Raw genomic sequence first — 24237 nt, 5'->3', positions numbered from 1 at the left:
CCAAGGAAATCGGGCCCGATCAAACTCATGCCTACTGCCTAACTGCACATCCGGCCCAGGCCGCATGCAGTGACGCCAAGCCTTGCGTATGTCAGAGACTGACAGGGACCGCGTTCATACCACACACGTCGAAACTACAGCCGACGACGATAGTGGCGAGACAAAAATCATATCGGCTGATCTGAACGAGCTAGCCCGACAGAGCCGCTAAAACGAAAGGCTGGATCCCACAATCGAAGCAGATGGCCTCTTGCTCGGCTGAAAGTCGGCGTAGTGTCAGCCGCGCGGACGCATGGTGTTTCGCGCGATCCGCGCCACCAGCACCCCCATGCCGGCGTGGTTTGCGCCGTGATAACTGGAATCCGTCTCAAGCGCTGCAACCAAGCGACGGTGCGCCTCTGGCAGCGAATGATAGGGCATGGAGGGCATCAGGTGATGCAGGGCATGATAACGCAAGCCGACTGGAGCCCACAGTTCCGCAATACTACCGGGGGGAGGCACGTTGACGCTGTCGAGGAACTGCGCGGTTACAGTCATCGGTTCGCCTTCGTTTTCCCACAAATGCGCGACCAATGTGCGCAGCTGATTTAACAGCGCCACGACCGATGCGACGGCCAGCGCAACCAGCAGTGGTTTCCAGCCGAAAGCGAAGACGCTGCCGATCAGCGCCCAAGCCCACAGCATGCCAGCTGTTTCCTGGATCAGAACGCGACGCGGCAGATCGCCCTCCGGCGGGCGGCGACGGAAGTCGGGATTGATCGCAAGTGCGCTCAACCGCTGCCATGTCAGTTGCCGAAGCGGCGGGATAATCGCTCCCAGCGGAACCAGTACGGCAAAACGAAACAGCAATGCGACCGGCGCCAATATGGCGATGATCACGAATAGCGGCAGACTCCACGGCTTCATGAGCGCGAGCGGCAGATATTCCGGATCGGCACTCGTGCCGTATTGCGTGCGCTTGTGGTGCAGAGTGTGAACCTGTTCATACATGAAGGAGGGCGTCAGCATGGGAATGCCCACAAGCGCGTTCCAAGCAGAACGAAACCCCCGCATCGCTCCATTTCGGAAATGCGAGATTTCATGAATGAACAAGAGCGCCCGATACAGCGCCAGAACCGAGACCACCGCGGAAACGATTGCCAGCAAAGTGTTATCGACCAAAACAGCGCCTGCCAGCGCGCCATAGCCGATCAGCGCAGAGCCGACCATGTCTGCCCAGTAAACACTTGCTCGGTGTTCGGCGATATCCTTCGTCAGATCGCGGGCAGCGCGCAGCATCGCCTTGTCATCGGCGATCTGTGACAACCAGCCAGGCTGGCGAGTAATAGCTGCGCTTGAGGCAGTGGCAAAATTTGGTTCTGCGTTCATAATGATCGTTCCGGAGGCCGCGCCCATAGCGCACAAAGTCGCAGAATTACAGCCCGGCCCTTCGATTACAGATATCGGTGTCCGCTCAGGCTTCCTTGACTTTTGTGCGGTGCCATAGACAGGGCTAACCGCGGCTGAACAAGGATGAGACAGGTGAGCCAGAGCAATATCGTAATCGCGCCGGTAAAAGGCAAGAAAAGACGCGCCGAGTTCGTCGATCTTGGCCGCCAGTTCGCTTTACGCGAACCGCATTACGTTCCGCAGCTGCGCTCTGAACAGCTCGAGCTGGTCGATCCAGACAACAACCCTTTTTTCGGTCACGCAACGGTCGAATTGTTCATCGCGTTCCGCGATGGACACCCGGTAGGCCGCATTTCCGCCCATATCGATCATCTCGCCCTTGAGCTCCCTCGTGAACAAGGAATGGGTCCAGGCACCGGCATGTTCGGCTATTTCGACGCGGAAGATGAAGAAATCGCGCACGCGCTGCTTTCGAAGGCGAGCCAATGGCTGCGCAACGAAGGCATGAACCGCATGCTCGGCCCAATCTCGCTGTCCATCTGGGAAGAGCCCGGGCTACTCGTTCGCGGACAGGACCATTCTCCCATGATCATGATGGGTCACCACCCTGCCCATTACGGAAGCTGGATGGAAAGTTTCGGGCTGGAAGAAGCCAAGCGGCTCTATACCTACGACCTTAACATCGTTCAGGAATTCCCGAAGCTAGTCCAGCGGATCGTCGCTTCCGGCGAGCGCAACGAGCGCATCTTGATCCGGCCTATCGATATGAAACAGTGGGACACGGAAATCCGTACAGTGCTGCATATCCTGAACGATGCATGGTCGGATAATTGGGGTTTTATCCCGTTTACGGAGGCCGAGATCGCTCATGCTGCGAAAAAGATGAAACCGATCATCAAGCCAAATCTCAATATGATCGCCGAACTGGATCGAACGCCAGTGGCATTCATGATGGTCCTTCCGGATATGAACGAAGTCCTCAAGAGGATCGATGGGAAATTGTTTCCGTTCGGTTGGATCAAGCTTCTGGGTTGGCTGAGAAAGCCGATGGGCGCAGGTATGCGTGTCCCGCTCATGGGGGTGTTGAAAGAGTTTCAGAACTCCCGTCTTGCAAGCCAGCTCGCTTTCATGATGATCGAATTGATCCGCCGCAATGCGACCGCCGATTATGGCAGCGAAAGAGCGGAAATCGGTTGGATACTCGACGACAACAAGGGCATGAAAGCTATCGCTGAGACCATCCAAAGCTCGATCAATCGCGAATACGTCATTTACGAGAAAGCGACCTCTGAAAGCTGAAGCAGTTGCCGGTAAGCAACACGGGCCAGTAGACCGGCGTGGTCGGGAACTCCCACGCTTCCATCGCCGTTCGAAGAAAACAGTGCCACCAAAGCTGGCGCTACCCATTGAGAGATCGACAAGGGCCGCGTGAACAAAAAATCAATCCCAGCCCAACTCCCCCGCCATGTTCTGGTCGTGGAAGACGACGCAATTATCGGACTGACGATAGAGCAGACCCTGACCGATGCCGGCGTTCCCGAAGTGGAAATCTGCCCCACGACCGATAAGGCTCTTGCGGCACTCCGGCGCAAGCAACCCGATGTCATAATTCTCGATGTGCATTTGGCAGATCGGGACGATGGCTGGGCAATAGCGGAACTGGTCCGCACCCTGGGGCCTGACAGTCCTCGCATAATATTCTCGACAGGTATGCCGGAAGATATTCCGGAAGAGATCGCGGGATTGGGCACGGTGCTTGAAAAGCCGTATGAGCCGGAGGTTCTGGTGAAATTGCTCACCGAGCCCAAGCGCGAGGGGATCATCTCCCGTCTGCGCAGCAAACTGGCGCACGACTGACAAATCAAAGGCCAATGAATATCGCTATTAGATGTGCGGCCCTGGGAGCCAGGCAGCCTCAGCGAACTTTGTGATCGGAACCATCAAGAAAAAAGGCCTCCGCTCTTTTTGAGCGAAGGCCTTTCGGGATCATATCACCTGCCGCTTGGACGGGAGGGGGGTCTCGGCGGTGACATAGGGTAAATGAGCCAGCAAGAACCGGGTTCCCAGCGATCAAGATTTTTTTCAAACCACCATGCACCATAGATCAAATATAGGGGCGCTGCCCTTCCCCACTACGCGAAAAGCCGACCAAATCCGCCGCTGCATCCATGTCCGGAATGCAGATCTCTTTCTGACCCCACTCCACCAAACCATCGAGATGAAGGGCGCGCATAGTCCGGTTAGTATGGACCAGTGACAAACCAAGCATGTCGGCGACCTGGGATTGCGTAAGCGACAGGGCCAGCTTGTTGCCTTCTGCCGCGACGCCTGTGGCCTGGGCCCGATCGATCAGCCAAATGGCCAGAAATATCACGCGTTCTCTTGCACTACGCTGCCCCAGCGACACGATGTGATTTTCCAGCGCAGTCTCTTCCTTCGCTGCGAGCCACGTGACGTCGTAGCCTAGGCGGGGACTATCCTGGATGAGCTTCACGAAATCGGCTCGGTCGAAAAAACACACACGGGCCGGTGTTAATGCTTCGACCGAATGGTTCGCGGGATTATCGAAAGCCGCCTGCAGCCCGACCAGATCGCCAGGGAACATGAAGTTGACGATCTGCCTTCGTCCATCCTCGAGCGAGCGAAACCGGATAAAGACGCCTTCCAGAATGGTGTAAAGATGCCTGCCGTTCTCGGCTTCCGTCAGGAGGCTTTCGCCGCGAACAAGAAGGAACTCCCCCTTTTTTATCGAATTTATATAATGAGCCTGCGCTTCATCGAGCGGACGCAGAGCCTCGCATTCTTGAAGTGGGCAATGAACGCAATTATGTGGATCGGCGACGTCGAGCAAGGCAGGCCCCCATGCCTCAGTTAGTACAAGCTGTTCTCGTTTCCGTCGTAAGAAAAAGTCCGTTTGTCAAATCATGGGATTTCCCGGTGATTGACGGAACCTAAGCTGATACGGGGCGTTCAGCACGCGCAAACCACGGAAGGGGTTATATGTCGCTTGGTGACCAGATTGCTAAAAACTTACCTTATCTCCGCCGCTACGCGCGAGCCCTGACCGGCTCGCAGGCAACTGGAGATGCCTTTGTCCGCGCCACTCTCGAGGCGGCGTTGGCTGATGAACAACTCAAATCGTCTCTCGAAGGCGGTCGAGTTCCACTATATCGCGCTTTCAACAAGGTGTGGTCCAGTGCCTACATGGATGTGCCCGAAGTCGACAGCGAAGCCGGGCACGAAGGCGCCGCTCAGGATCGACTGAAGTCGATCACGCCCCTGAACCGTCAGGCGTTGCTGCTTACCACTCTGGAGGATTTCTCGGTCGAGCAGGCTGGCGAGATCATGGAGCTGGAATCTGACGAGATCGAACGTCTCGTGCAGGAAGCGGTCGGAGAAATCGATCGCGAGAGCGCAACCAGTGTCCTCATCATCGAGGACGAGCCGCTTATCTCCATGCAGCTGGAAGACCTCGTGACCTCCCTTGGCCACGAAGTTTGCGGAACGGCAGCCACGCGCACGCAGGCTCAGGAAGTTGTGGCGCAAAAGACGCCTGGATTGGTGCTGGCCGACATCCAGTTGGCAGATGGCTCCTCGGGACTGGATGCGGTGGACGATATCCTCGCTATCGATAGCGTCCCGGTAATTTTCATCACGGCCTATCCTGAGCGCCTTCTCACTGGCGACCGTCCCGAACCGACATATCTCGTGACGAAGCCGTTTCAGGAACAGACGGTCCGTGCTGCGATCAGCCAGGCCCTTTTCTTCGGATCAAGCCGGCCACTGGGCTGACGCACCCAATATTGCCAACAAGAAGGCCGCCCGGAGCTATTCGGGCGGCCTTCTTGCGTTGCAACTGGGTGTTTCGCCGCACAATTTCACTGAAGCCTGCGGAAGCTCACGGGCGATGCTCTTAAAGCGTATCTAGTCAGGGCTGGGACAGAAGATCACCCGCAACGGCACCATCTTGCGGAGCTAGCGGGTCACCGGTCTAGCCGAGGTCTCACTGGTCGAGTTTGGCTGCGGCATATTTGCTACGGAGGGCAAACTCGCTCGGCTCGCGCACGGCAGCCATCAATCGGCAGCGTACGCCCTTCGGGTCGAATTCGAGCTCAACTGGATGCCGGAGCTCGTGAGCGACGATCTTTTCAATCAGATCGATACCGAAGCCACGCTTGGTGGGTGGTTCAACATTGGGTCCGTTGCTCTCAATCCACTCGATGCGTGCAAGGTGCGGGTTTACAAGTTCCCACGTGACGGACACTTGTCCTCCACTGCATGACAAAGCGCCGAATTTCGCCGCATTGGTCGCCAGTTCGTGAATGGCAAGGCCAAGGGACAGCGCATCGTTGGGTGCAAGTTCGACGTCCGGGCCTTTCGCCACCACTTCGTGATCATTCGCGTTTATATAGGGAGCGAGCTCTACCGATATGACCGCTGCAATTGGCGTTGTCCCCCACTCAGACTGGGTAAGCAGGTCGTGGGTCGCGGAAAGCGCGCGGATGCGATTGTCTATGCCCTCGGCAAACTCATCCAGGCTCTCCGCCCTGCGGCGCGTAAGCGACACGATCGACAGCACATTCGCGAGAGTGTTTTTCACTCGATGATTTAACTCGCGCGTCAGTGAATTGCGAATGGAGTTCTGTTGAGCGAACCATTCCAGCGACCGACTATCTTCCTCTGCTTGCTGGGTAAGAAGGCGGGCCACTACAAGCAGTAGGCTCGCGACCGCGAGGCCGAAAAGCAAGGTGATGAGAGAGAGGGGCGAAAGGGCCATGTCCCGCTTTGACTGAACCACCAGCAACATGCGCCGATTGGCCAGATCGACATCGCGTTCCACGGTATGCCCATCATCGACCCAGTTTTCCGTCTCCACCATTAAGAGCGGCTTGCCGCCCGAAACGTCGAAAAAACGGAATGCAGCTTCTGGTGAAGTGATCAGTTCTGAAGCGGAGGTAAGAAACTGCGAGGCGTTGAACGGGCTGTATACGAAGCCTTTCAAGCTCCGCTGGGCGCCGCGTCCATCAAAAACTGGCATGTAAATAATGAAACCGAACTCGTCGGGACCACTATCCTGAACCAGATTGACCCGCCCGCTGGCCGTGGGCCGGACCGTCCGGGTAGCCTCGTCCATCGCTGCTCTTCTGGTGGGTTCCGAATACATGTCGAAGCCGAGCGCTTTGCGGTTGCGAAGAGTGTCGGGCTGAAGGAATAGGACGGGCACGAGCTGCTTTCGCGGGTCGTCTTGCAGAGAAGGCCTCACGTTCATCTGGCCCACGCGCCCGAAACTCAGCTGCTCCTCCACTGCTGCAAGCTGGTTATCGGTGATTGCTGGGGCCCATCCGATCCCTTCAGCTCCGCGGTAATCCGCATCGAGCCTCAGCTCAGAGACGAATTGCCGGAAGACATCACCGGTAACGCTTTGCTGTGAACCAAATAAGGCAGCTCCTGCACGCAAAAATGAGGAGCTGGAGTAAGCTCTCCTTTCGATGGCCGACACCATGGCATCGGCCTGGCGGCTAAGATCGGCATTTTCCCTGACACGCTCCCCTCGCTCTATGGCGAAGACACTGAGGACGGTGACCGCTGCGACCAAAAGAAAGATAGCCAACGGCACTGCCCGTGGATAATCCACGAGCCAACGCCGCTTCCCCCCACGTCGCATGAGTTTTTCTTGAACCAGCGGTATGCCTCACGATATTACAAGCTAAGCTTTGCCCATCTATCCGCCGAACAGAAGAAGGTTCCGTTATTTTTCTGCCGACTGATCATCAATTCGCTTTTTGCCGGAACCTGTTGCATACAAGGGCGTTGTGCCAAAACTAGGGATCATGGGTCACGGGTGTGGGGCGGCGATCAAAGCTCCTGCTTATGTAGGCCAGGGACAAAATCTTTATACGATGACCGTTGATAATTCTTCCGCAAGCAAACATGGTACAAGCGGTGGCAAGGCAGCGAAAACCGGTGAGGGCGACCGCCCCGACTGGGCGCTTGGCCTGCGCCGACTTTACGATTCCGTTGTCGAGGAAGACCTTCCCGACAACTTCAAGGATCTCCTTTCGCAACTGGACAGTAAGGACTGATGGGGGCTGAACAGCGTACGGCCTCCGAGAAGGCCGATTTCAAACAGGAATTGACCGACGTCGTTCCTCATCTGCGCGCTTTTGCTCGCGGCCTGTGCGGTCGTGCCGACATGGCGGACGATCTTGTGCAGGAAACCTTGTTGAAAGCTTGGGCCGCACAGGAACGCTTCCAGCCCGGGACAAGCATGCGTGCGTGGACATTCGTCATCCTGCGTAACGCATATCTCACTGATATGCGACGCAATCGCTTCCGCGGCGAATATGACGAGACCGTGGCCGAGCGGATATTGACGGCTCCGGCCGGTCAGGAAGAACCGATCCATCTGTCCGATATGCATCGCGCCTTGCTGACGCTTCCGCCCGAGAGGCGCGAAGCACTACTGCTCGTGGGTGCCGGTGGTTTTTCCTATGAAGAAGCCGCCAATATCTGTGGCTGTGCGGTAGGCACGATCAAGAGCCGTGTGGGCCGAGCCCGCTCTGCTCTGAACGCCATGCTGGCCGATGGCTCGATCCCCAAACGGTCCATCGACGATGACACTGCTCACCGTGCGATACTTGAGGAACTTGATGATGTCGCTGCCGGACAGGGGTCTTCCTCGCGGAACTGATGGCGGGGCCGAACTCCTTGCCCTCTCGGCGCCAATCGCCGGATAAATGCACATGAGCGAAGGCCCAGTCCGCCCAGAGGATAAGCTTACCGCGCCGGGCGAAGGTCGCTTTTCGCTGGCGGAGCAGGAACTGCGCCTGATATCCGCATTGGTCCTGCTGATCGGCATCGGCCTGTTTCTCGCGCTCCCCTTCGTGTTGTCGATCGGGTCGGTGGTCTTCCTGCCAGTTGTGACCGCGGTCATACTGACCGTCATTCTCTCTCCGCTCGCCGACAAGCTGAACGGATGGGGGGTGCCCAATGCGCTTTCCGCCCTGATTTCCTTGCTGTTCTTTTTCGCGGTCCTGATCCTTGCACTCGCATTGATCCTTCAGCCGGCTACTGTCCTGTTTGATGAACTGCCGGCAATGCTTAATCAGGTAGGCGAGCGGTTCACCCAGTTGCGCGATCAGTTTGCGTGGATCGGCCAGATTAACGAACAGCTGGCCGAACTGATGGACCGGGGAGAATCGCAAGAGGTAGTAGTAGCGACGCCAAGCCTCCTCGAAGAACTGGCGTTTGCGACACCCAGCCTTGTGATCGAGACCATCCTCACCCTCTTGATGGCCTTCTTCATGATCGAGGCGAGAGTACGGCTCAGACAGCGGCTGCTGTTCGGTCGGTCGAGTTTTGGCACCAGCATCAAGGCAGCACGCGTTTTGCGCGAGGTACAGGACCGCGTCGCAGCTTACATCCTGACGGTGGGGTGGATCAATGCTGCGGTCGGCGTCATCGTTGCGCTCGGCGCTTGGGCGCTTGGCGTCGACGCCCCCATCATGTGGGGCGGCCTTGCGGCCATTCTCAATTTTCTTCCCTATATCGGCCCGACCGTCATGGTCGGCCTGCTCGCCCTCTTTGGTATCGGCACGGCCGACACGGTATTTGTTGGCCTGATCCCTGCCGCGGCCTATCTCGGCCTGCACACGATCGAAGCCAATGTCGTGACGCCGTCGATTCTGGGCGCGCGGTTCACTATGAACCCTGTCATGATCCTGATCGCCCTTTCCTATTTCACATGGATCTGGGGAGTATTCGGGGCCTTGCTGTCGGTGCCCATCCTGCTGATGCTGACCGCCTTGTTCGATCACGTCGGACGGCCCAATCTGGTGGGCTTCATCTTCGGGGAACCCCTGTTCGCCAATAATCTTCTAGACCTCTCCGCCGAACCAGAAGCAGAAGTATAAAAAAGGCCGCCCTGCAATCGCACGGCGGCCTCTTTAAACTATCTGAGCGGACTGCTTAGCAGGGATATTCCCAAGTGGTCCCACGCGCCAGATTGTCGCTGGCGAAGCTCCAATTAAGTTTGTCGCTAACTGCACCAAGGTACTCGGGACGCGCGTTCTGATGATCGAGGTAGTATGCATGCTCCCACAGGTCGATGACCAAGAGCGGGTTGATACCATCTTGATCTGCCAGCGTATCGCCATCATGCGTTTCTTCGATGGTGAGTTCGCCGTTCTTCACTGCGAGCCAGACCCAGCCGCTGGCGAAATGACCTGCGCCGCGCTCTTTCAGCTTGTCCTTGAGCTTGTCGACAGAACCGAAAGCCTTGTCGATCATGCTCTTGAGCTCGTCCGAGGCAGCAGTTTCCTCGCTGGCCATGGAATGCCAATAAAAGCCGTGGTTCCAGCTCTGGGCGGAATTGTTGAACAGGCCCTGGTTGCTGTCACGCGCGGAGGAAATCACTTCTTCGAGCTTTTTCCCATCAAGGTCCCCACCTTCGATCGCGGAGTTCGTCTTGTCGATATAAGCCTTGTGATGCTTTCCGTGATGATAGCTCAGCGTCTTTGCCGAGACGGCCGGTTCAAGTGCAGTGTCTTCATAAGGAAGGTCGATCAGCTCGAAAGCCATGAATAGGTCCCCTTTGAGAATTGGTGTTAAAAAGTTTGGAACTCGAGTTCCTAACGCACATCCAAGCTTGTGGTTGCAGCGAGCTGCGACAATAGGAACAGAAGCGTGGCAAATCGACTTTCTTTAGCCGCGCATTCAAGCCAGAAGATTGGTTACAAGGTTTTACGAGAGGCTCCCATGGCACGGAAATTTTTTGGCACAGACGGCATTCGCGGTCGCGTGAACGAAGGAGTGATGACCGCTGAAAATGCCATGAAGGTCGGTCAGGCCGCAGGCACGCACTTCCTTCGCGGGAACCACCGCCACCGTGTCGTGATCGGCAAGGACACCCGCCTCTCAGGCTATATGGTGGAAAGCGCACTGGTGGCAGGCTTCGCCAGCGTCGGGATGGATGTCATCATGACCGGCCCCCTGCCCACGCCGGCGATCGCGCTGCTGACGCGGGAAATGCGGGCAGACCTTGGGGTCATGATTTCCGCCAGTCATAATCCTTTCGAAGATAATGGCATCAAGCTGTTCGGTCCGGACGGCTTCAAATTATCCGATGCTGCTGAAATGGCCATCGAGACATTGATGGAACAGGAGCCGCTGCTGGTGAGCCCGGATTTGGTAGGCCGCGCGCGCCGCATCGATGACGCGAGTGGCCGATACATCCATGCCGTCAAGCAATCGGTTGCCAGCGATATTCGCTTCGATCGGCTGAAAGTCGTGGTGGATTGCGCCAATGGAGCAGCCTATCGCGTCGCCCCCTCGGCGATATGGGAACTGGGTGCCGACGTATTCGCCATGGGCGTCGAGCCCAACGGCACAAACATCAATCGCGACGTCGGATCAACCTCACTCGATGCAGTGAAAAAGCGCGTAGTCGAAGAACAGGCGGATATCGGCATTGCGCTCGACGGCGACGCCGACCGTCTCATCGTCATCGACGAAAAAGGGCGGGCGGTCGATGGTGACCAGATCATGGCGCTTATCGCCACGCGGCTGCACGAGCGCGGCGATCTTACTGGCGGAGGGGTCGTTGCCACCGTTATGAGCAACCTAGGCCTCGAGCGCTATCTGCATGGTCTGGGCCTGACGCTCGAGCGCACCAAGGTGGGTGACCGATACGTACTGGAAAGAATGCGCGAAGGCGGCTTCAACGTGGGCGGTGAACAATCCGGCCACATGATCCTGACTGATCATGGAACCACAGGCGATGGCACGGTCGCCGCCCTGCGCGTCCTGGCGAGCCTCGTCCGTTCGGGGAAGCGGGCAAGCGAATTGCTCCACGTGTTCGATCCTGTGCCCCAGCTCCTGAAAAACGTCCGCTATTCCGGCGGTGCGCCGCTGGAAAACCAAAAGGTCAAACAAGCCATTGTGGACTCCGAAAAGGAACTCGAAGGCAAGGGCCGTCTGGTGATCCGCCCTTCCGGTACAGAACCCGTCATACGCGTCATGGCGGAAGGCGATGACGCCGGACAAGTCGAAAAGGTGGTCGACCGTATCTGCGACGCCGTGAAGGCTGTCGCCTGATGCTGGAGATGCGCGCCAATTGCGAACGCTGCGGCACGAATACGCCAGCCGAGGCGCCGGGGGCGTTTATCTGCAGCCTCGAGTGCACTTATTGCGCCGATTGCGCAGATAGTCTGGACGATCTGTGTCCGAACTGCGGTGGTGAACTGATGGATCGGCCGACGAGGTCGCGCCAGATACAGGAACGCTATCCACCTGGATCGGCGCAGAAAGGGCGGGCATGACACAGACGCAATCACCCCCACGCATTCTGTCGATTGCCGGGTCCGATTCTTCAGGCGGAGCGGGCATCCAGGCCGACATCAAGACCATTACCATGCTCGGTGGGTATGCGATGACGGCAATAACGGCGGTGACCGCGCAAAACACCACGGGAGTTCAGGCAGTCGAGGTACTCGATAGCGATTTTGTAATGAAGCAAGTCGAAAGCTGCCTGTATGATCTTAGGGCCGATGCGATCAAGATCGGCATGTTGGGCTCGCCGGAGATCGCCCTGCGACTGGCGGAGCGCCTCGACAGCTTTGCTGGCCCTATCGTATTCGATCCAGTGATGATCGCCACCAGCGGGGCGGTCCTAGCCGATGAAGCCACCATCGAGGCGTTTGGCGCACTGATGCACATCGCCACGGCAGTCACGCCAAATTTACCGGAGCTTGCGGCTCTTACCGGGCGCAAGAACATTCCTGCCGAGGAAATTTTCGAGGCTGCGCGCGAATTGGCTGAAGCTCAGGACACGATCGTGTTGGCGAAGGGCGGCCATAGCGATGGCGACCAGGTCATCGACTATGTGGTGTCGGCCAGCGGCAGGATCGCCAGCTTCGGGCATGAGCGGATCGAGACCCGGCACACCCATGGCACTGGCTGCACTCTGTCCTCTGCCCTCGCAACCATGCTCGCGCATGGTCAGCCGCTGACCCACGCTGTGCGCATCGCGCGGGCCTTTACCCGCGCAGCCATCGAGCAGGCACCCGGTTACGGCAGCGGGAATGGCCCGCTCGGCCACCAGTCCGTCAGGAAACTGGAGCCGGGCGAAGCACTTTAGCGATCGAGTTCGTAAAAGGCTGAGATGTGGTCCCACGCATCTTCGGCGGTTTCACACCAGCGGAACAGATCGAGGTCCTTTTTCGAGATAGTGCCTTCCTCGGCGATCGCCTCGAAATTCACCACTCGCTTCCAGAAATCCTCTCCAAACAGCAGAATGGGCATCGGCTTCATCTTGCCGGTCTGGATCAGTGTCAGCAGTTCGAAGAACTCATCGAACGTGCCGAAACCGCCCGGGAAGACCGCCACGGCTTTCGCTCGCAGCAGGAAGTGCATCTTGCGCAGTGCGAAATAATGGAAGTTTAGCGACAGATAAGGCGTCACATAGATATTGGGCGCCTGCTCATGCGGCAGGATGATGTTGAGCCCGATGCTTTCACCGCCGGCATCGCTTGCCCCGCGATTGGCGGCTTCCATGATCGATGGGCCGCCACCCGAGCAGACCACGAACTGGCGCTTGCCGTCCTGAATGATCGATTTTTCGGTGACCATGCGCGCCAGCTTGCGCGCCTCGCCGTAATATTTCGACTTGGCAACGAGACTCTCGACGACCTTGCGCTCTTCCTCGGGCAGATCCTTCGCGCCTTCCAGCGCCTCTTCTGCGGATTCGGGCGGTGGGATACGCGCACTGCCATACATTACCATGGTCGATCCGACCCCGGCCTCGTCGAGGATCATCTCCGGCTTGAGCAGTTCGAGCTGGAAGCGGACCGGCCTCAGCTCTTCGCGCAACAGGAATTCCTTATCCTGAAAGGCGAGCTTATACGCCGGATGGGCGGTCTGAGGCGTCTGCTTGGGCTGTGATTTTTCGAATTCGGCCTCTTCCTCGGCCGGGTAGAATTTGCGATCCTGCAGATCGCGCTTGGTCTTTTCTTCTTCTGTCATGTCCGCGCGATAGTGCGGACGTGCAGCAGCGACAAGTCATGAGAAGAAAATGGCAGGGGTGACAGGATTCGAACCCGTGGCCCTCGGTTTTGGAGACCGATGCTCTACCAGCTGAGCTACACCCCTGCAGCGTCAAGACGGCGCGCATTAGTATGGGCAGCGCGAATTGGCAAGACGCGTATCGCACCTGCGTGCAAACTGTTAGAGATATTGCCATGCATGCGCCCACATCCGACCTGATTCCGGTAGAGCTGCTTTTACGCGCCTATCGGAGCGGTGTCTTTCCAATGGCGGATCACCGCAACGACCGGGAGGTCTATTGGGTCGAACCGCGGGAACGGGCCATTATCCCCCTGGATGGCTTCCATCTCTCGCGCAGTCTGCGCAAGGTTATCCGTCAGGACCGCTTTCGGGTGAGCTGCGATGAGAATTTCGCCGCTGTAATCGCAGCCTGCGCCCAGCCGCGCGAGGAAATGTCCGAAAGCTGGATCAGCCATCAGATCGAGGCGAGCTATATTGCCCTGCACGAGGCTGGACATGCCCATTCGATAGAGGTCTGGGATGGTGATGACTTGGTCGGCGGCCTGTACGGCGTGGCTTTCGACCGGGTGTTCTGCGGGGAAAGCATGTTCAGCCGCGCCACGAACGCCAGCAAGGTGGCTCTTGCCTGGTTGGTTTCGGCCATGCGCAACGCCGGTTACGCGCTTCTGGACTGCCAGTTCATGACCGGCCATCTGGGATCGATGGGAGCGGTAGCCATGCCGCAATCGGCCTATCTCGAACGGCTGCTTTCAGCGCGGGGGCGCCCGCAGACGAGTCTGCCGCAGGCCGTCGCTGAAACGCTGGCTCACTCTTCCCCGGGAAAATCCATTGCGCAGGATTTGACCCAGACGTCGTAGATTGGATGCTCGACGACATTGAGAGCCGGCTTGTTCTTGAACAGCCAGCCTGAGAAGACCTTGCGAAAACTGTCTTCGGTCCCGCGCTCGCGCACCAAGACCTGCACGAAAGCGCCCTCGTCTCTCTCGAACTCCCAGGGCGCGGTCCGTTCGCAGGCACGCAGACGAACGATCACGTCACCCACGCGGCGTTGTTCGCCTGGCCTCAGCTCAAGCTCTTCGCTCAGATTGTTGCGCTTGTTCAGCAGGCCGATGGTGGCGACACGTTCTTCCATGGGCGTGCCGATCCCGGCTTCGTCGCCCGCGATCTCGGGCAGGTCGACGCTTTCGAGTTCTTCGGGGATCTGCGTCTGCGTCGGTGTCGGCTCGGGCGGATCGTCCGAACAGGCGACCACCATCGTCACCGCCACGAGAAGCGCGACCGGGCGAAACATTTTCAAGCGTCCGGCGACCAGGCTTCGTAATCGCCCACCGCACGCGCCCGCTTGCCGCCCCGTTCCAAAGCGCCCTGCGGACGATAGGCCGTCGCCGTGCCGGTGGCGTTGGGGGTGTAATCGGTTTCCCAGATGCGTGCGGGCGGCAGGTTGCTTTCGGGGATATCGTCGAATGCGCCGTGCAGCCAGCCATGCCATTCGCTCGGCACGCGGCTCGCGTCATTGGCGCCTTCGTAGATCACCCAGCGGCGTTCGCGCTGCCCCTTCTTCGGCTTGGACCGGAAATAGGCGTTGCCCTGCGCGTCGGTGCCGACCTGTTCGCCGTTGCGCCAGCTCCATAGGTGCGTGCCGATGGTGGCACCGTTCCACCAGGTGAAGATTTTTCCGAGGAAACTCATGGTCGCGCGCCTAGCCGATTCGCGCCCCTGCGCCAAGCGTCTCGTGCGCAGCTCACCAGCTTACCCGATCGCCCGGTTCGATGCCGAGTTCAGCTGCGCGCCCGCCGGCAATTTCCAGCACCGCACTGGCCGAGCCGACCGAATACACCTGCTTTTCCGAATAGGGTTCGGTCATCGCGGCGATATTCGAGATGCGTCCGTCAAGCCCAACGAAGATGATATCGAGCGGGATCGGGGTGTTCTTCATCCAGAAGGCGCGCGCGGTCGGCTGGTCGCTGGGAAAGATCATGGCTTCATCGGGGCCCAGCTCGGTCCGGTACATCAGGCCTTGGGCCTGACTTTGCGGGGTGTCGGCCAGTTCCGCCCTGAATTCATGCGAGCCGTCCGGACCTGCCACGACCACCGGCACGATTGCGAGGCCCGATACCGGATGCGCGGCCTGCGCGGCCACCTCACCCTGCCCGCCCTGGACTTCGGCATCGGCCGCAGGCGAGCAGCCCGCGATCAACGCAGTCGCGACGAGAGAAATCAGTCCCGTACTTCCTCGACCCATTCTTCCAACTCCCCGATGTCCGCAATCTCGACCACGCGCCGCGCGTGATCGAAGGAATGACCTGCCCGCAATATCGCGGCAAGCTGCTTTTCGCGCCGCTTGTGCGATTCTTCCGAGCCCTCGCCCGCCACCGAGGCTGCGAAGGGGCCAAACCGCCGGCGCTTGGCATAGGCGAGCACAGCACTGCGGGCCGCCCATTCGCCCGGCGCATTGGCCTGCCGCAGATCTTCTTCCAGCCCGTCCGCCCGCAGCTTTTCCTCTACCCGCCGCGCGCCATAGCCGCGTGCAAGCAGCCCGCTGGCCTTCATGCGCGCATACGCCTCATCGTCGACATAGCCCTTCTCGCCAAAGCGCTCCACCAGGCCGGCCACATCCGGCTCCCCTTCACCCTCCCAGCCGCGCTCGCGCAGCTTGCGCCGCAGATAGGTTTCGAGCTTGCCCGACGAGGTGGCGAAGCGGGCGACATAATGGAGCGCAAGGTCGTTCAGCCGCACGCGGTCGAGCGGTTTAGGTGTGCGACGAGTGCGCCTGCGTGTTGCATGACCATCAGCCATCGGCCATATTCGTGCCACAAACCTTATCGAATGGGAAAGTTTGATAAGCAGCCGCACCAGATTTCGCGGTAGCTTTTCCGACGAAGGTCGCCTTCTAGGGCATTGTTTTCAAAAGGTTACAAGAGAAAATATGACCGACGCCGTTTTGACGCCGACGCCAAATGATTGCGATCTACCCCGCCGCCGGAGCGATTTTGCGACGTTCAACGAAGCTGTCGACTATGCCGCGCGCAGCGAAAAGGGGCTTAATTTTCACGATATGCGCGGCTCGCTGGAGCGCGTTTATCCGTTTTCGGAAATGCGCGATGATGCCCGCGCGCTGGCCTACAAGCTGGTTGCCGCCGGGATCGGCAAGGACGACCGCGTAGCTCTGGTCGCCGAAACCAGTCCTGAATTTGCGGCCCTGTTCTGCGCCTGCATCTATGCCGGTGCCTGGCCCGTGCCGCTGCCGCTGCCGACCACCTTTGGCGGCAAGGACAGCTATATCGACCAGCTTTCCGTTCAGCTGGAAAGCAGCGATCCCAAGATCCTTCTCTATCCGCCGGACATCGCCGAAATGGCCAAGGCGGCGGCCGACAAGCAGGGATGCGATGGTGAAAGCTGGGATGTCTTCGCACAGCGCGAAGGGCCCGAAGTCGAGCTGCCCGAGGCCAAGCCCCACGATATCAGCTATCTGCAATATTCAAGCGGATCGACCCGCTTCCCCACCGGCGTCGCCGTGACGCACGAAGCGCTGCTCCACAATCTGCGCGGCCACGCCGAAGCCACCGATATCGGCGCTGGCGAGCGCGTGGTGAGCTGGCTGCCATGGTATCACGACATGGGCCTGGTGGGCTGCCTGCTGTCCCTCATCGCCAATCAGGTCAGCGGCGATTACCTCAAGACCGAACATTTTGCGCGCAGGCCGCTCGCATGGCTCGATCTCATCAGCCGCAACAAAGGCAATTCGCTCAGCTATTCACCCACTTTCGGTTACGATATCTGCGCGCGTCGCATTTCCAGCCAGAGCAATGTCGCCGAACGCTTCGACCTGTCGCGCTGGCGCACGGCCGGCAACGGGGCCGACATGATCCGCCCCGACGTGATGCAGAATTTCGTCAACGCCTTTGCCGATGCCGGTTTCAAGGCGACGGCCTTTACGCCCAGCTACGGCCTGGCCGAGGCCACTCTGGCCGTTACCGTCATGCCGCCGGGCGAAGGCATCCGCGTCGAACTGGTCGAGGAAGAACGCCTCTCCGGTCGCCCGCGCGATCTCTCGCGTCCGGCCCGGTATCGCGCCATCGTCAATTGCGGCAAGGCGCTACCCGGCATGGAAGTGGAAATCCGCGGCGAAAACGGGGATGCCCGCGGCGATCACCAGATCGGCAAGGTCTGGTGCCGCGGCAAGAGCGTGATGCATTCCTATTTCCGCAACGAGGAAGCGACCGAGGAATGCCTCGTGGATGGCTGGCTCGACACTGGCGATATGGGTTATCTTGCGGATGGCTATCTGTTCATCGTCGGCCGCGCGAAGGACATGATCATCATCAACGGCAAGAACCACTGGCCGCAGGACATCGAATGGGCGGTCGAACAGCTGCCCGGCTTCAATCATGGCGATATCGCTGCCTTTTCGATCGAAACCGAAAATGGCGAAGAAGCGCCCGCCGTGCTGGTGCATTGCCGCGTCTCCGAACCGGACGAACGCATCAAGCTGCGCGACCAGATAGCCGACAAGGTTCGCGGCGTAACCGGAATGAGCTGCGTGGTCGAACTGGTGCCCCCGCGTACCCTGCCGCGAACCAGTTCGGGCAAGCTGAGCCGGGCGAAGGCAAAGAGGCTCTATCTCTCAGGTGAAATACAGCCCCTCGACCTGGCCGCATAAGGTTTGGGGCGCATTTCATAAGAAATGCACGGTATTATTCTGATTATCATGGTGCTGATTATCCCGGCTACCGTGGGGCAGCTGACGCGGTAAGTGAAGAATTGGCGGGCAAGCGGGTCTGATCGTCGAATACCGTCAGATCATCGCTAGGCAGACCCCTCAATGCTTTCTTGCCATCATGACCGTGCGCCATGGTAGTCTTCCACCGGCCCAGTCTGGCAGCGATTTTGGGGCGCCGCGACCGCGCCTGGACGCGCGTTTTCTGGCCCCGCCAGGCCTTATCGAGCAGACCTTGGAAGGGCTTGCGCGATGCGTCGGCCATGCTGGTCAGCCACTTGACCAATCGCGGCTCTGATCGAGAACAGCAGGCGAAACCTGCTTTAGGTCTCGAATTGTTCGTTTTAAAATCTCTTCGTCTTCATGCTCCGCGGGTCGCCCGGCGTTAACATCACAGAATTCTATTTTGTCTGAGTCTTTTGAACGCTAGGCTCGCCCCGCTTGAACATCCTGTCTTACATACCTAATACAGGATCGGAACAGTTTACGGAGGTCTTCGCCAGTCATGAGTGACGCCAAAACGCAGGCAGAACAGGCCAAGGCGCCTGCCGCCCCTACCACCACGGCCGCTCCGCCGGAATTCGACCTCACGCCTCCGGACCCGGTTCCGGTGGTTTCGGCCGAAAAGGCCGCCGGTCTCGTGCCGGTTTCGGAAGAGGTGAAGAGCAAGCTGGAGACCAAGGTCGACGGCTTCGTCAACGATCTGATCTCGCAGGATGCCAATTCGCCCGAATTCGGCAAGAAGGTCGATCAGCTGACCAATATGGGCCGCAAGGAAATCATGGCGGCCTCCGGCATGTCCAACCGCTTCCTCGACCGTCCGGTCCGCGCGATGGACAAGGACGAAGGCGTCGGCGCGAACCTCGCCGAACTGCGCCGCGTGGTGGAAGATCTCGATCCGGGCAAGCGGGGCAAGCTTTCGGGCACGCGCAAGATCCTCGGCATCATTCCCTTCGGCAACAAGCTGACTAATTATTTCCGCAGCTACCAGAGCGCGCAGACGCATATCCAGTCGATCCTCAACAACCTTGCCAGCGGCAAGGACGAACTGATCATGGACAATGCCGCGATCGACGTGGAACGGCAGAAACTCTGGGAAGCGATGGGCAATCTGGAGCAGATGATCCACATCTCCAAGACGCTCGACGCCAAGCTCGAGGACAAGGCCGCCGAACTCGACGCGACCGACCCTGCCAAGGCCAAGGCGGTGCGCGAAACGGCGCTGTTCTATGTCCGCCAGCGTACGCAGGACCTGCTCACCCAGATGGCGGTCAGCGTGCAGGGCTATCTCGCGCTCGACCTGGTCAAGAAGAACAATGTCGAACTGGTCAAGGGTGTCGACCGGGCCAGCACCACCACGGTCGGCGCGCTGCGCACGGCGGTCACCGTGGCCGAAGCGATGACCAACCAGCGGCTCGTGCTCGGGCAGATCACAGCGCTCAACGAAACGACTGCGGGCATTATCGACAGTACCGGCACGATGCTGCGCGAACAGACCGGCAAGATCCACGAACAGGCCGCCGCAAGCACCATTCCGCTCGAAACGCTGCAGCGCGCGTTCCAGAACATCTACGACACGATGGACGAAGTAGACCAGTTCAAGGTGCGCGCTCTCGACAGCATGAAGCAGACGGTCAATACCCTCTCAAGTGAAGTAGAAAAATCAAAGGGTTACATCGCCCGCGCCGAAGGCCAGGCCCAGGCCCAGCAACAAGTAGCCGACAGCGGCCTCCTCAGCATCGAGGGCTGATATGGGTGACCTTAGCAAAGATAGCGAACGGATCCTCCAAGAGGCCCGGACGCTGCGCGACGACAATCGTACGGGCGGACGGCACCGGCGCGCGGCCTCGATCGGCGCTGGCTCGGCCGAACTGAAAGCGAAGCATTACGCCAGGAAGCTGGTCCAGATCGCCATCGGCATCGTGGGCGTCTTGATTGCTGCTGGCGTTGTCGGCGCGGTCATCGGCGGCATCGGGTTCTGGGGGGTCATGCTGTCCGTCCTCGCTATTCTGGTCGTCATCGGTGTCGTGTCGACGCAGAAGGTCAAGGTCCCCAAGCGGGCAGACATCAACAAGGGTAATGTCCAGCAGATGGTCGGCCGTACCGAATTGTGGCTCGAGAACCAGCGCCCGGCCCTACCCCCGCCAGCGGCGAGGATCGTCAGCGATATGGGCGTGCAGCTCGACGCCCTCGGTTTGCAGCTCGAAGGCGTCGACCAGAACCACCCCAAGGCACGCGAAGTGCGCAGCCTGGTCGGAGAGCAGCTTCCCGAAATGATCGAGAGCTACCGCCGGGTACCTGCGCACCTGCGTAGCGAAGAGCGCGCCGGATCCACCCCCGACCGGCAACTGACCGAAAGCCTCGGCAAGATCAGCGGCGAGATCGACTCCATCACCCGCCAGCTGGCGGAAGGCTCGCTCGACGACCTCGCGATCAAACACCGCTATCTCGATTACAAATTCGGCGACGGCGCCGAAACCAGCCCCCAATTGGAGCATAAGGACTGATGCGCGTTCCCCTGCAACACAATCTCGGCAAGGAAGAGGTGCGCCGCCGGCTTCATGCTCGCAGTCATGAAATCGGCGACGCCATTCCCGGCGGCGTTGCGGATGTCAGCGTAGACTGGCACCATGAAGACTGCATGGCGCTCGACATCAAGGCGATGGGGAATGTAGTGAAATCGCGGGTTCTCATCGAAGAGACCCAAGTCATCTTCGAAGTCGATCTTCCGCAAGCGCTTTCCTTTGTCGAGCCAATGATCGCCGGAGCGATTCGCAAGAAGGGCCAGAAGCTGCTTGAACCCAAATAGGCAGGCATGCGGGGCCGACCGCGCGAGGTGAGCCAACCCTTTAAGCCGCAGGAACAAATTTGTTTGCCAACCGCTTTTACGCGGGGCAGCGGATTGGTATTGTCCGCTTACGCGTCCATCACCTTCTGCGAAGCTTGCGATGGGGATGGTCTGGATATGGGATCGCAGGTTGAGAAATGCATTACGGGAAGCGACGAGCGAAACTCACGCTCGTCTCGATGAAGCAGTTGGCCACTTGCCACTGTCGTCAGCGGACAAGTATGCCTTTTTCCTGACTGCCCAGTATCGGGCGCGCCTAGCTGTCGATGAAGCGTTCGAGAATCAGGCGCCCCATGGCATGGTCGCTCCGCCTTCACAGACTAGGCTGCTGGAACTCGACCTCAAGGATCTCGGCTCCTCGCCCACCCAGCAATGTGGCAAGCTGAGCTTTGATACAGAGTTTGAAGCGCTGGGTGCGGCTTGGGTGATCGCGGGATCCTCGCTCGGCAACCGCGCTATCCTGCATCAGAGGCGCAAGAGGGAATTAGCGGGACCGCAACGTTTCCTTGAAGACGACCGCCTTACATCTTATTTTTCTGATCTCCGCACAGTTCTCACCGAAATTCACGCGGCTACCCATGTGGACGAGGCCGTGCTGGGGGCTATGAAGACATTCGAGGTGTTCGAGCGCGCCTTTGCAATTAAGCGATCGGGAGTCGCTGGATGAATACCGAAAACATGCATGTCGACCTTTCCAGCTGTGACCGTGAGCCAATTCATGAGCTTGGGCTGATTCAAGGATTCGGCGCGCTGATCGCCATCAATTTGGACTGGTTCGTGGGACAGCGATCCGCGAATCTCGAGCAAATGCTGGGGCTCGATGAACCGGTCGAGATCGGCGCCCGCCTTTCGTCCTATCTATCCAAGACGGCTTTTGAGCGCCTTCGCAGCGCGGTGGCGGGCCTGATCGATCCTGATCAGGTCGGCCGCCTTTTCGGACTTGATCTGATCGGGGATGGCAGGCTTTTCGACTGTGCCGTTCATTCCATCGGGGCGTACATAATCATCGAAATCGAGCCGCATGCCGAGGGAGATGTCAACCGGCAGATCGGCCTGCTTCGTCCCATCATGGCTCGTCTGGAGAAATTCAGCGACGCCAACAAGCTGCTCGCAGAGGCGGCTCGTCAACTTCGCATGTCGCTCGATATCGATCGGGTCATGATCTATCAGTTCCACAAGGATCTGTCGGGCGAAGTGGTAGCAGAGGCCAAGCGGGATGACCTTGGCGGTTTTCATGGCCTTCGTTATCCAAAAAGTGACATTCCCGCACAGGCGCGCGAGCTCTATAAACGCAATCGCTTTCGCATCATCAGCAATGTCAACGAAAAGCCTGTCCCGATCGAGCCCGGTTATACCGCCGAAGGCGATCCCATAGATCTTTCCTTAAGCACGTTACGCGCGGTATCGCCGATCCACATCGAATATCTGCAAAACATGGGCGTGGAAGCTTCACTGTCGATATCGATCATCATCGAGGGCAAGCTTTGGGGCCTGTTTGCCTGCCATCACTATTCCCCCAAGATCTTGCCCTATTCGCAGCGTACATCTGCCGAACTGTTCTCCGAGCTCTTCTCGATGATGCTGGAGCGGACTCTGTTCCGCAAACGAGACGAACAACGAGACGCAAGTCGGCGGGTGCACGATCGGCTTATGCGGGACATCGCTGCCGGAACGCCTCTGGCCGAGAGCCTGCCTTTGCTGACCCCCGTAATCCAGCAGATCATTCCGCATGATGGCGCCAGCGTTTTCGTCGAGGATGTCTACGATTCCAGCGGCGCGGCCCCCAACGAAGAAGAGTTCCGCGCGATAATTTCAGGACTGAACAGCGCGGCAACCAGCCGGGTTCTGGCCATCGATTCATTGACTGAAAGATTGCCGAAGGCTGAGAGGTTTGCAGACCGCGCTGTTGGCGCGCTTGTCATCCCGGTCTCTCGCACGCCACGTGACTATCTTGTGCTCTGGCGCCGGGGACTGGTCCAGACCGTTACCTGGGCGGGGAAGCCTGAAAAGACGGTAGAATATGGGCCCAATGGACCTCGCCTGACACCGCGGAAAAGCTTCGAAGCCTGGCAGGAGTCGGTAGAAGGCCGGAGCGCTCCATGGACCGATGGAGAACTGCAGGTCGCAGAAGGTTTGCGGGTGACCCTTCTGGAGATTATTCTCCGGCTGACCGATGATGCCGTCAAGGAACGGGCCAAGGCTCAATCTCAGCAGGAACTGCTGATTGCCGAGCTCAATCACCGAGTGAGAAATATCCTGAACCTCATTCGTGGGCTCATCAACCAGTCCAAGCACGAAGCTGGCAGCGTCGAAGAATTTTCGGATATCGTTGGCGGGCGAATTTCATCTCTCGCCGCCGCTCATGATAATATTACCAAGGGTAATTGGTCTGCCGCTCCGCTCAGCGAACTGATCGAAACGGAGGCCCATGCCTATCTGAGCAAGCAGAAGGACCGGTTGCAGGTAACCGGGCCGGAAGCCATGGTGGCACCAGAGGCTTATACCGTCCTTGCGCTCGTCATCCATGAGATGATCACAAATTCCGCCAAGTATGGCTCGTTATCCGATAGTTCTGGTCGTCTCGACATAACGATAACCCGCAATTCGGACGATTCGCTGCAGATTGACTGGAAGGAATCGGGCGGACCACCGGTAAAGCCACCGACCCGGCGCGGCTTCGGATCGACCATCACCGAACGATCCATACCGTTCGAATTGAACGGCGAAGCCAATGTCGATTATCGGCTTTCTGGCTTGGAAGCCTCGTTCTGCGTCCCTTCACGCTGTGTCGAATGGAATGGCGCATTCATCGGCGAACCGGACGGAGCCAAGAACATGCAGCCGGATGATAATGTGCCGCAGGATGTACCTGAAAGCGTACTTCTGGTCGAAGATAGCATGATCATCGCTCTCGACACCGAAGACTGCCTTCGCGAACTCGGGGTGGAGAATGTCCATGTCCAAAGCACAGTTGCAGGTGCCCTGTCGTTTCTGGAAAAAACGTCGCCGGGATTAGCGATCCTGGACTATAATCTCGGAAATGAGAGCAGCGAACGCGTGGCTGAAAAACTGGCTGAACTGGGCGTAACCTTCTGGCTTGCGACTGGTTACGGAGAGATGGAGGACCGTCTGGGAGAACTGGGCGCCTCGGGCTTGCTCACGAAACCTTATGGCAAGGCAGAGCTGGCGACCATATTGACCAAATCCAAGTCCTGATGAA

The 24237-nt window shown here is 58.7% G+C and carries 25 protein-coding genes and 1 tRNA gene; 16 read left to right on the top strand and 10 right to left on the bottom strand.

Going from position 1 to position 24237, the window contains the following annotated elements; all coding sequences use genetic code 11:
- Positions 1-276: 276 nt before the first annotated feature.
- The gene (locus tag ACI2I1_RS14190; RefSeq protein WP_404679624.1) at positions 277-1368 is read right to left on the bottom strand and encodes a fatty acid desaturase family protein; all 1092 of its coding nucleotides are present in this window, start codon (positions 1366-1368) and stop codon (positions 277-279) included.
- 144 nt (positions 1369-1512) lie between these two features.
- Here ACI2I1_RS14190 and ACI2I1_RS14185 point away from each other — a divergent pair, with 144 nt between their 5' ends.
- Entirely contained in the window at positions 1513-2688 is a 1176-nt protein-coding gene (locus tag ACI2I1_RS14185; RefSeq protein ID WP_404679623.1) for an N-acetyltransferase, read from the top strand.
- A 129-nt stretch (positions 2689-2817) separates the two neighbouring features.
- Positions 2818-3246: a response regulator gene (locus ACI2I1_RS14180; protein WP_404679622.1), complete on the top strand. Its 429-nt coding sequence runs from the start codon at positions 2818-2820 to the stop codon at positions 3244-3246.
- Positions 3247-3493: 247 nt separating this feature from the next.
- On the opposite strand, the gene ACI2I1_RS14175 is transcribed toward ACI2I1_RS14180, so the two are convergent.
- Positions 3494-4240: a Crp/Fnr family transcriptional regulator gene (locus tag ACI2I1_RS14175; protein WP_404679621.1), complete on the bottom strand. Its 747-nt coding sequence runs from the start codon at positions 4238-4240 to the stop codon at positions 3494-3496.
- Positions 4241-4389: 149 nt separating this feature from the next.
- Between ACI2I1_RS14175 and ACI2I1_RS14170 the strand changes: the two genes are divergently transcribed.
- Positions 4390-5181, top strand: coding sequence for a response regulator (locus ACI2I1_RS14170; RefSeq protein WP_404679620.1), 792 nt, complete (start codon positions 4390-4392; stop codon positions 5179-5181).
- A gap of 211 nt (positions 5182-5392) precedes the next feature.
- Here ACI2I1_RS14170 and ACI2I1_RS14165 read toward each other — a convergent pair whose 3' ends face one another.
- On the bottom strand, positions 5393-7054 hold the full coding sequence (locus tag ACI2I1_RS14165) for a CHASE domain-containing protein (RefSeq protein WP_404679619.1): 1662 nt from the start codon (positions 7052-7054) through the stop codon (positions 5393-5395).
- Positions 7055-7289: 235 nt separating this feature from the next.
- Between ACI2I1_RS14165 and ACI2I1_RS14160 the strand changes: the two genes are divergently transcribed.
- From ACI2I1_RS14160 to ACI2I1_RS14150, 3 genes are read left to right on the top strand one after another with little or no spacing between them, the layout of a single operon-like run.
- Positions 7290-7472 carry a NepR family anti-sigma factor gene (locus ACI2I1_RS14160; RefSeq protein ID WP_404679618.1) on the top strand — a complete coding sequence of 61 codons (183 nt, stop codon included), beginning with the start codon at positions 7290-7292 and terminating at the stop codon, positions 7470-7472.
- Positions 7472-8080 (top strand): sigma-70 family RNA polymerase sigma factor, encoded by a 609-nt coding sequence (locus tag ACI2I1_RS14155; RefSeq protein WP_221543456.1) that lies wholly within the window; start codon positions 7472-7474, stop codon positions 8078-8080. Before ACI2I1_RS14160 ends, ACI2I1_RS14155 begins: the two co-directional genes overlap by 1 nt.
- A 52-nt stretch (positions 8081-8132) precedes the next feature.
- The gene (locus ACI2I1_RS14150) at positions 8133-9302 is read left to right on the top strand and encodes an AI-2E family transporter (RefSeq protein ID WP_404679617.1); all 1170 of its coding nucleotides are present in this window, start codon (positions 8133-8135) and stop codon (positions 9300-9302) included.
- A 55-nt stretch (positions 9303-9357) separates the two neighbouring features.
- Here the strand turns inward: ACI2I1_RS14150 and ACI2I1_RS14145 are convergent, their stop codons facing one another.
- Positions 9358-9969: a superoxide dismutase gene (locus tag ACI2I1_RS14145; RefSeq protein ID WP_404679616.1), complete on the bottom strand. Its 612-nt coding sequence runs from the start codon at positions 9967-9969 to the stop codon at positions 9358-9360.
- Positions 9970-10146: 177 nt separating this feature from the next.
- Here ACI2I1_RS14145 and glmM point away from each other — a divergent pair, with 177 nt between their 5' ends.
- From glmM to thiD, 3 genes are read left to right on the top strand one after another with little or no spacing between them, the layout of a single operon-like run.
- Positions 10147-11484 (top strand): phosphoglucosamine mutase, encoded by a 1338-nt coding sequence (gene glmM / locus ACI2I1_RS14140; protein ID WP_404679615.1) that lies wholly within the window; start codon positions 10147-10149, stop codon positions 11482-11484.
- Positions 11484-11708 (top strand): DUF1272 domain-containing protein, encoded by a 225-nt coding sequence (locus ACI2I1_RS14135; protein ID WP_221543460.1) that lies wholly within the window; start codon positions 11484-11486, stop codon positions 11706-11708. The genes glmM and ACI2I1_RS14135 overlap by 1 nt, the downstream gene beginning before the upstream one ends.
- Positions 11705-12526 (top strand): bifunctional hydroxymethylpyrimidine kinase/phosphomethylpyrimidine kinase, encoded by an 822-nt coding sequence (gene thiD, locus ACI2I1_RS14130; protein ID WP_404679614.1) that lies wholly within the window; start codon positions 11705-11707, stop codon positions 12524-12526. Before ACI2I1_RS14135 ends, thiD begins: the two co-directional genes overlap by 4 nt.
- On the opposite strand, the gene ACI2I1_RS14125 is transcribed toward thiD, so the two are convergent.
- A complete protein-coding gene (locus ACI2I1_RS14125; protein WP_404679613.1) occupies positions 12523-13410 on the bottom strand; it encodes an LOG family protein in 888 nt (295 codons plus the stop codon). The two genes, thiD and ACI2I1_RS14125, sit on opposite strands and share 4 nt — an antisense overlap.
- Positions 13411-13460: 50 nt before the next feature.
- A tRNA-Trp gene (locus ACI2I1_RS14120) sits at positions 13461-13536 on the bottom strand.
- Positions 13537-13625: 89 nt separating this feature from the next.
- Between ACI2I1_RS14120 and aat the strand changes: the two genes are divergently transcribed.
- On the top strand, positions 13626-14309 hold the full coding sequence (gene aat / locus ACI2I1_RS14115) for a leucyl/phenylalanyl-tRNA--protein transferase (protein ID WP_404679669.1): 684 nt from the start codon (positions 13626-13628) through the stop codon (positions 14307-14309).
- Here aat and ACI2I1_RS14110 read toward each other — a convergent pair.
- Genes ACI2I1_RS14110 through ACI2I1_RS14095 form a run of 4 tightly spaced genes read right to left on the bottom strand, consistent with a single transcriptional unit; the run spans position 14258 to position 16248 of the window.
- Positions 14258-14743 carry a DUF2155 domain-containing protein gene (locus tag ACI2I1_RS14110; RefSeq protein ID WP_404679612.1) on the bottom strand — a complete coding sequence of 162 codons (486 nt, stop codon included), beginning with the start codon at positions 14741-14743 and terminating at the stop codon, positions 14258-14260. The two genes, aat and ACI2I1_RS14110, sit on opposite strands and share 52 nt — an antisense overlap.
- A gap of 2 nt (positions 14744-14745) precedes the next feature.
- Positions 14746-15141 (bottom strand): NADH:ubiquinone oxidoreductase subunit NDUFA12, encoded by a 396-nt coding sequence (locus tag ACI2I1_RS14105; protein ID WP_224813054.1) that lies wholly within the window; start codon positions 15139-15141, stop codon positions 14746-14748.
- 52 nt (positions 15142-15193) lie between these two features.
- Complete coding sequence (locus ACI2I1_RS14100; RefSeq protein WP_404679611.1) at positions 15194-15694, bottom strand: DUF192 domain-containing protein; 501 nt, start codon at positions 15692-15694, stop codon at positions 15194-15196.
- The gene (locus ACI2I1_RS14095) at positions 15670-16248 is read right to left on the bottom strand and encodes a regulatory protein RecX (RefSeq protein ID WP_404679610.1); all 579 of its coding nucleotides are present in this window, start codon (positions 16246-16248) and stop codon (positions 15670-15672) included. Before ACI2I1_RS14095 ends, ACI2I1_RS14100 begins: the two co-directional genes overlap by 25 nt.
- 130 nt (positions 16249-16378) lie before the next feature.
- Between ACI2I1_RS14095 and ACI2I1_RS14090 the strand changes: the two genes are divergently transcribed.
- The 6 genes from ACI2I1_RS14090 (at position 16379) to ACI2I1_RS14065 (ending at position 24233) form a co-directional block, all read left to right on the top strand.
- Complete coding sequence (locus tag ACI2I1_RS14090; protein ID WP_404679609.1) at positions 16379-18112, top strand: fatty acyl-AMP ligase; 1734 nt, start codon at positions 16379-16381, stop codon at positions 18110-18112.
- Between the two features lie 562 nt (positions 18113-18674).
- Positions 18675-19919 (top strand): toxic anion resistance protein, encoded by a 1245-nt coding sequence (locus ACI2I1_RS14085; RefSeq protein WP_404679608.1) that lies wholly within the window; start codon positions 18675-18677, stop codon positions 19917-19919.
- A gap of 1 nt (position 19920) precedes the next feature.
- On the top strand, positions 19921-20676 hold the full coding sequence (locus ACI2I1_RS14080) for a hypothetical protein (RefSeq protein ID WP_404679607.1): 756 nt from the start codon (positions 19921-19923) through the stop codon (positions 20674-20676).
- The gene (locus ACI2I1_RS14075) at positions 20676-20978 is read left to right on the top strand and encodes a polyhydroxyalkanoic acid system family protein (protein ID WP_404679606.1); all 303 of its coding nucleotides are present in this window, start codon (positions 20676-20678) and stop codon (positions 20976-20978) included. The genes ACI2I1_RS14080 and ACI2I1_RS14075 overlap by 1 nt, the downstream gene beginning before the upstream one ends.
- Before the next feature lie 169 nt (positions 20979-21147).
- Entirely contained in the window at positions 21148-21684 is a 537-nt protein-coding gene (locus tag ACI2I1_RS14070) for a biliverdin-producing heme oxygenase (RefSeq protein WP_404679605.1), read from the top strand.
- On the top strand, positions 21681-24233 hold the full coding sequence (locus ACI2I1_RS14065) for an HWE histidine kinase domain-containing protein (protein WP_404679604.1): 2553 nt from the start codon (positions 21681-21683) through the stop codon (positions 24231-24233). The genes ACI2I1_RS14070 and ACI2I1_RS14065 overlap by 4 nt, the downstream gene beginning before the upstream one ends.
- The last annotated feature ends 4 nt before the right edge of the window (positions 24234-24237 follow it).

The sequence above is a fragment of the Qipengyuania sp. NPDC077563 genome (genome assembly GCF_044901345.1).
GTDB lineage: Bacteria > Pseudomonadota > Alphaproteobacteria > Sphingomonadales > Sphingomonadaceae > Qipengyuania > Qipengyuania aestuarii.
This window is presented reverse-complemented; position numbering and strand designations above follow the sequence as displayed.

What these genes read in the sequence shown, in the direction of transcription:
- ACI2I1_RS14190 (WP_404679624.1), bottom strand. Translation starts at nt 1,368, where the DNA reads ATGAACGCAGAACCAAATTTTGCCACTGCCTCAAGCGCAGCTATTACT.
- ACI2I1_RS14185 (WP_404679623.1), top strand. Translation starts at nt 1,513, where the DNA reads ATGAGACAGGTGAGCCAGAGCAATATCGTAATCGCGCCGGTAAAAGGC.
- ACI2I1_RS14170 (WP_404679620.1), top strand. Translation starts at nt 4,390, where the DNA reads ATGTCGCTTGGTGACCAGATTGCTAAAAACTTACCTTATCTCCGCCGC.
- ACI2I1_RS14165 (WP_404679619.1), bottom strand. Translation starts at nt 7,054, where the DNA reads ATGCGACGTGGGGGGAAGCGGCGTTGGCTCGTGGATTATCCACGGGCA.
- ACI2I1_RS14160 (WP_404679618.1), top strand. Translation starts at nt 7,290, where the DNA reads ATGACCGTTGATAATTCTTCCGCAAGCAAACATGGTACAAGCGGTGGC.
- ACI2I1_RS14155 (WP_221543456.1), top strand. Translation starts at nt 7,472, where the DNA reads ATGGGGGCTGAACAGCGTACGGCCTCCGAGAAGGCCGATTTCAAACAG.
- ACI2I1_RS14150 (WP_404679617.1), top strand. Translation starts at nt 8,133, where the DNA reads ATGAGCGAAGGCCCAGTCCGCCCAGAGGATAAGCTTACCGCGCCGGGC.
- ACI2I1_RS14145 (WP_404679616.1), bottom strand. Translation starts at nt 9,969, where the DNA reads ATGGCTTTCGAGCTGATCGACCTTCCTTATGAAGACACTGCACTTGAA.
- glmM (WP_404679615.1), top strand. Translation starts at nt 10,147, where the DNA reads ATGGCACGGAAATTTTTTGGCACAGACGGCATTCGCGGTCGCGTGAAC.
- ACI2I1_RS14135 (WP_221543460.1), top strand. Translation starts at nt 11,484, where the DNA reads ATGCTGGAGATGCGCGCCAATTGCGAACGCTGCGGCACGAATACGCCA.
- thiD (WP_404679614.1), top strand. Translation starts at nt 11,705, where the DNA reads ATGACACAGACGCAATCACCCCCACGCATTCTGTCGATTGCCGGGTCC.
- ACI2I1_RS14125 (WP_404679613.1), bottom strand. Translation starts at nt 13,410, where the DNA reads ATGACAGAAGAAGAAAAGACCAAGCGCGATCTGCAGGATCGCAAATTC.
- aat (WP_404679669.1), top strand. Translation starts at nt 13,626, where the DNA reads ATGCATGCGCCCACATCCGACCTGATTCCGGTAGAGCTGCTTTTACGC.
- ACI2I1_RS14110 (WP_404679612.1), bottom strand. Translation starts at nt 14,743, where the DNA reads ATGTTTCGCCCGGTCGCGCTTCTCGTGGCGGTGACGATGGTGGTCGCC.
- ACI2I1_RS14105 (WP_224813054.1), bottom strand. Translation starts at nt 15,141, where the DNA reads ATGAGTTTCCTCGGAAAAATCTTCACCTGGTGGAACGGTGCCACCATC.
- ACI2I1_RS14100 (WP_404679611.1), bottom strand. Translation starts at nt 15,694, where the DNA reads ATGGGTCGAGGAAGTACGGGACTGATTTCTCTCGTCGCGACTGCGTTG.
- ACI2I1_RS14095 (WP_404679610.1), bottom strand. Translation starts at nt 16,248, where the DNA reads ATGGCTGATGGTCATGCAACACGCAGGCGCACTCGTCGCACACCTAAA.
- ACI2I1_RS14090 (WP_404679609.1), top strand. Translation starts at nt 16,379, where the DNA reads ATGACCGACGCCGTTTTGACGCCGACGCCAAATGATTGCGATCTACCC.
- ACI2I1_RS14085 (WP_404679608.1), top strand. Translation starts at nt 18,675, where the DNA reads ATGAGTGACGCCAAAACGCAGGCAGAACAGGCCAAGGCGCCTGCCGCC.
- ACI2I1_RS14080 (WP_404679607.1), top strand. Translation starts at nt 19,921, where the DNA reads ATGGGTGACCTTAGCAAAGATAGCGAACGGATCCTCCAAGAGGCCCGG.
- ACI2I1_RS14075 (WP_404679606.1), top strand. Translation starts at nt 20,676, where the DNA reads ATGCGCGTTCCCCTGCAACACAATCTCGGCAAGGAAGAGGTGCGCCGC.
- ACI2I1_RS14065 (WP_404679604.1), top strand. Translation starts at nt 21,681, where the DNA reads ATGAATACCGAAAACATGCATGTCGACCTTTCCAGCTGTGACCGTGAG.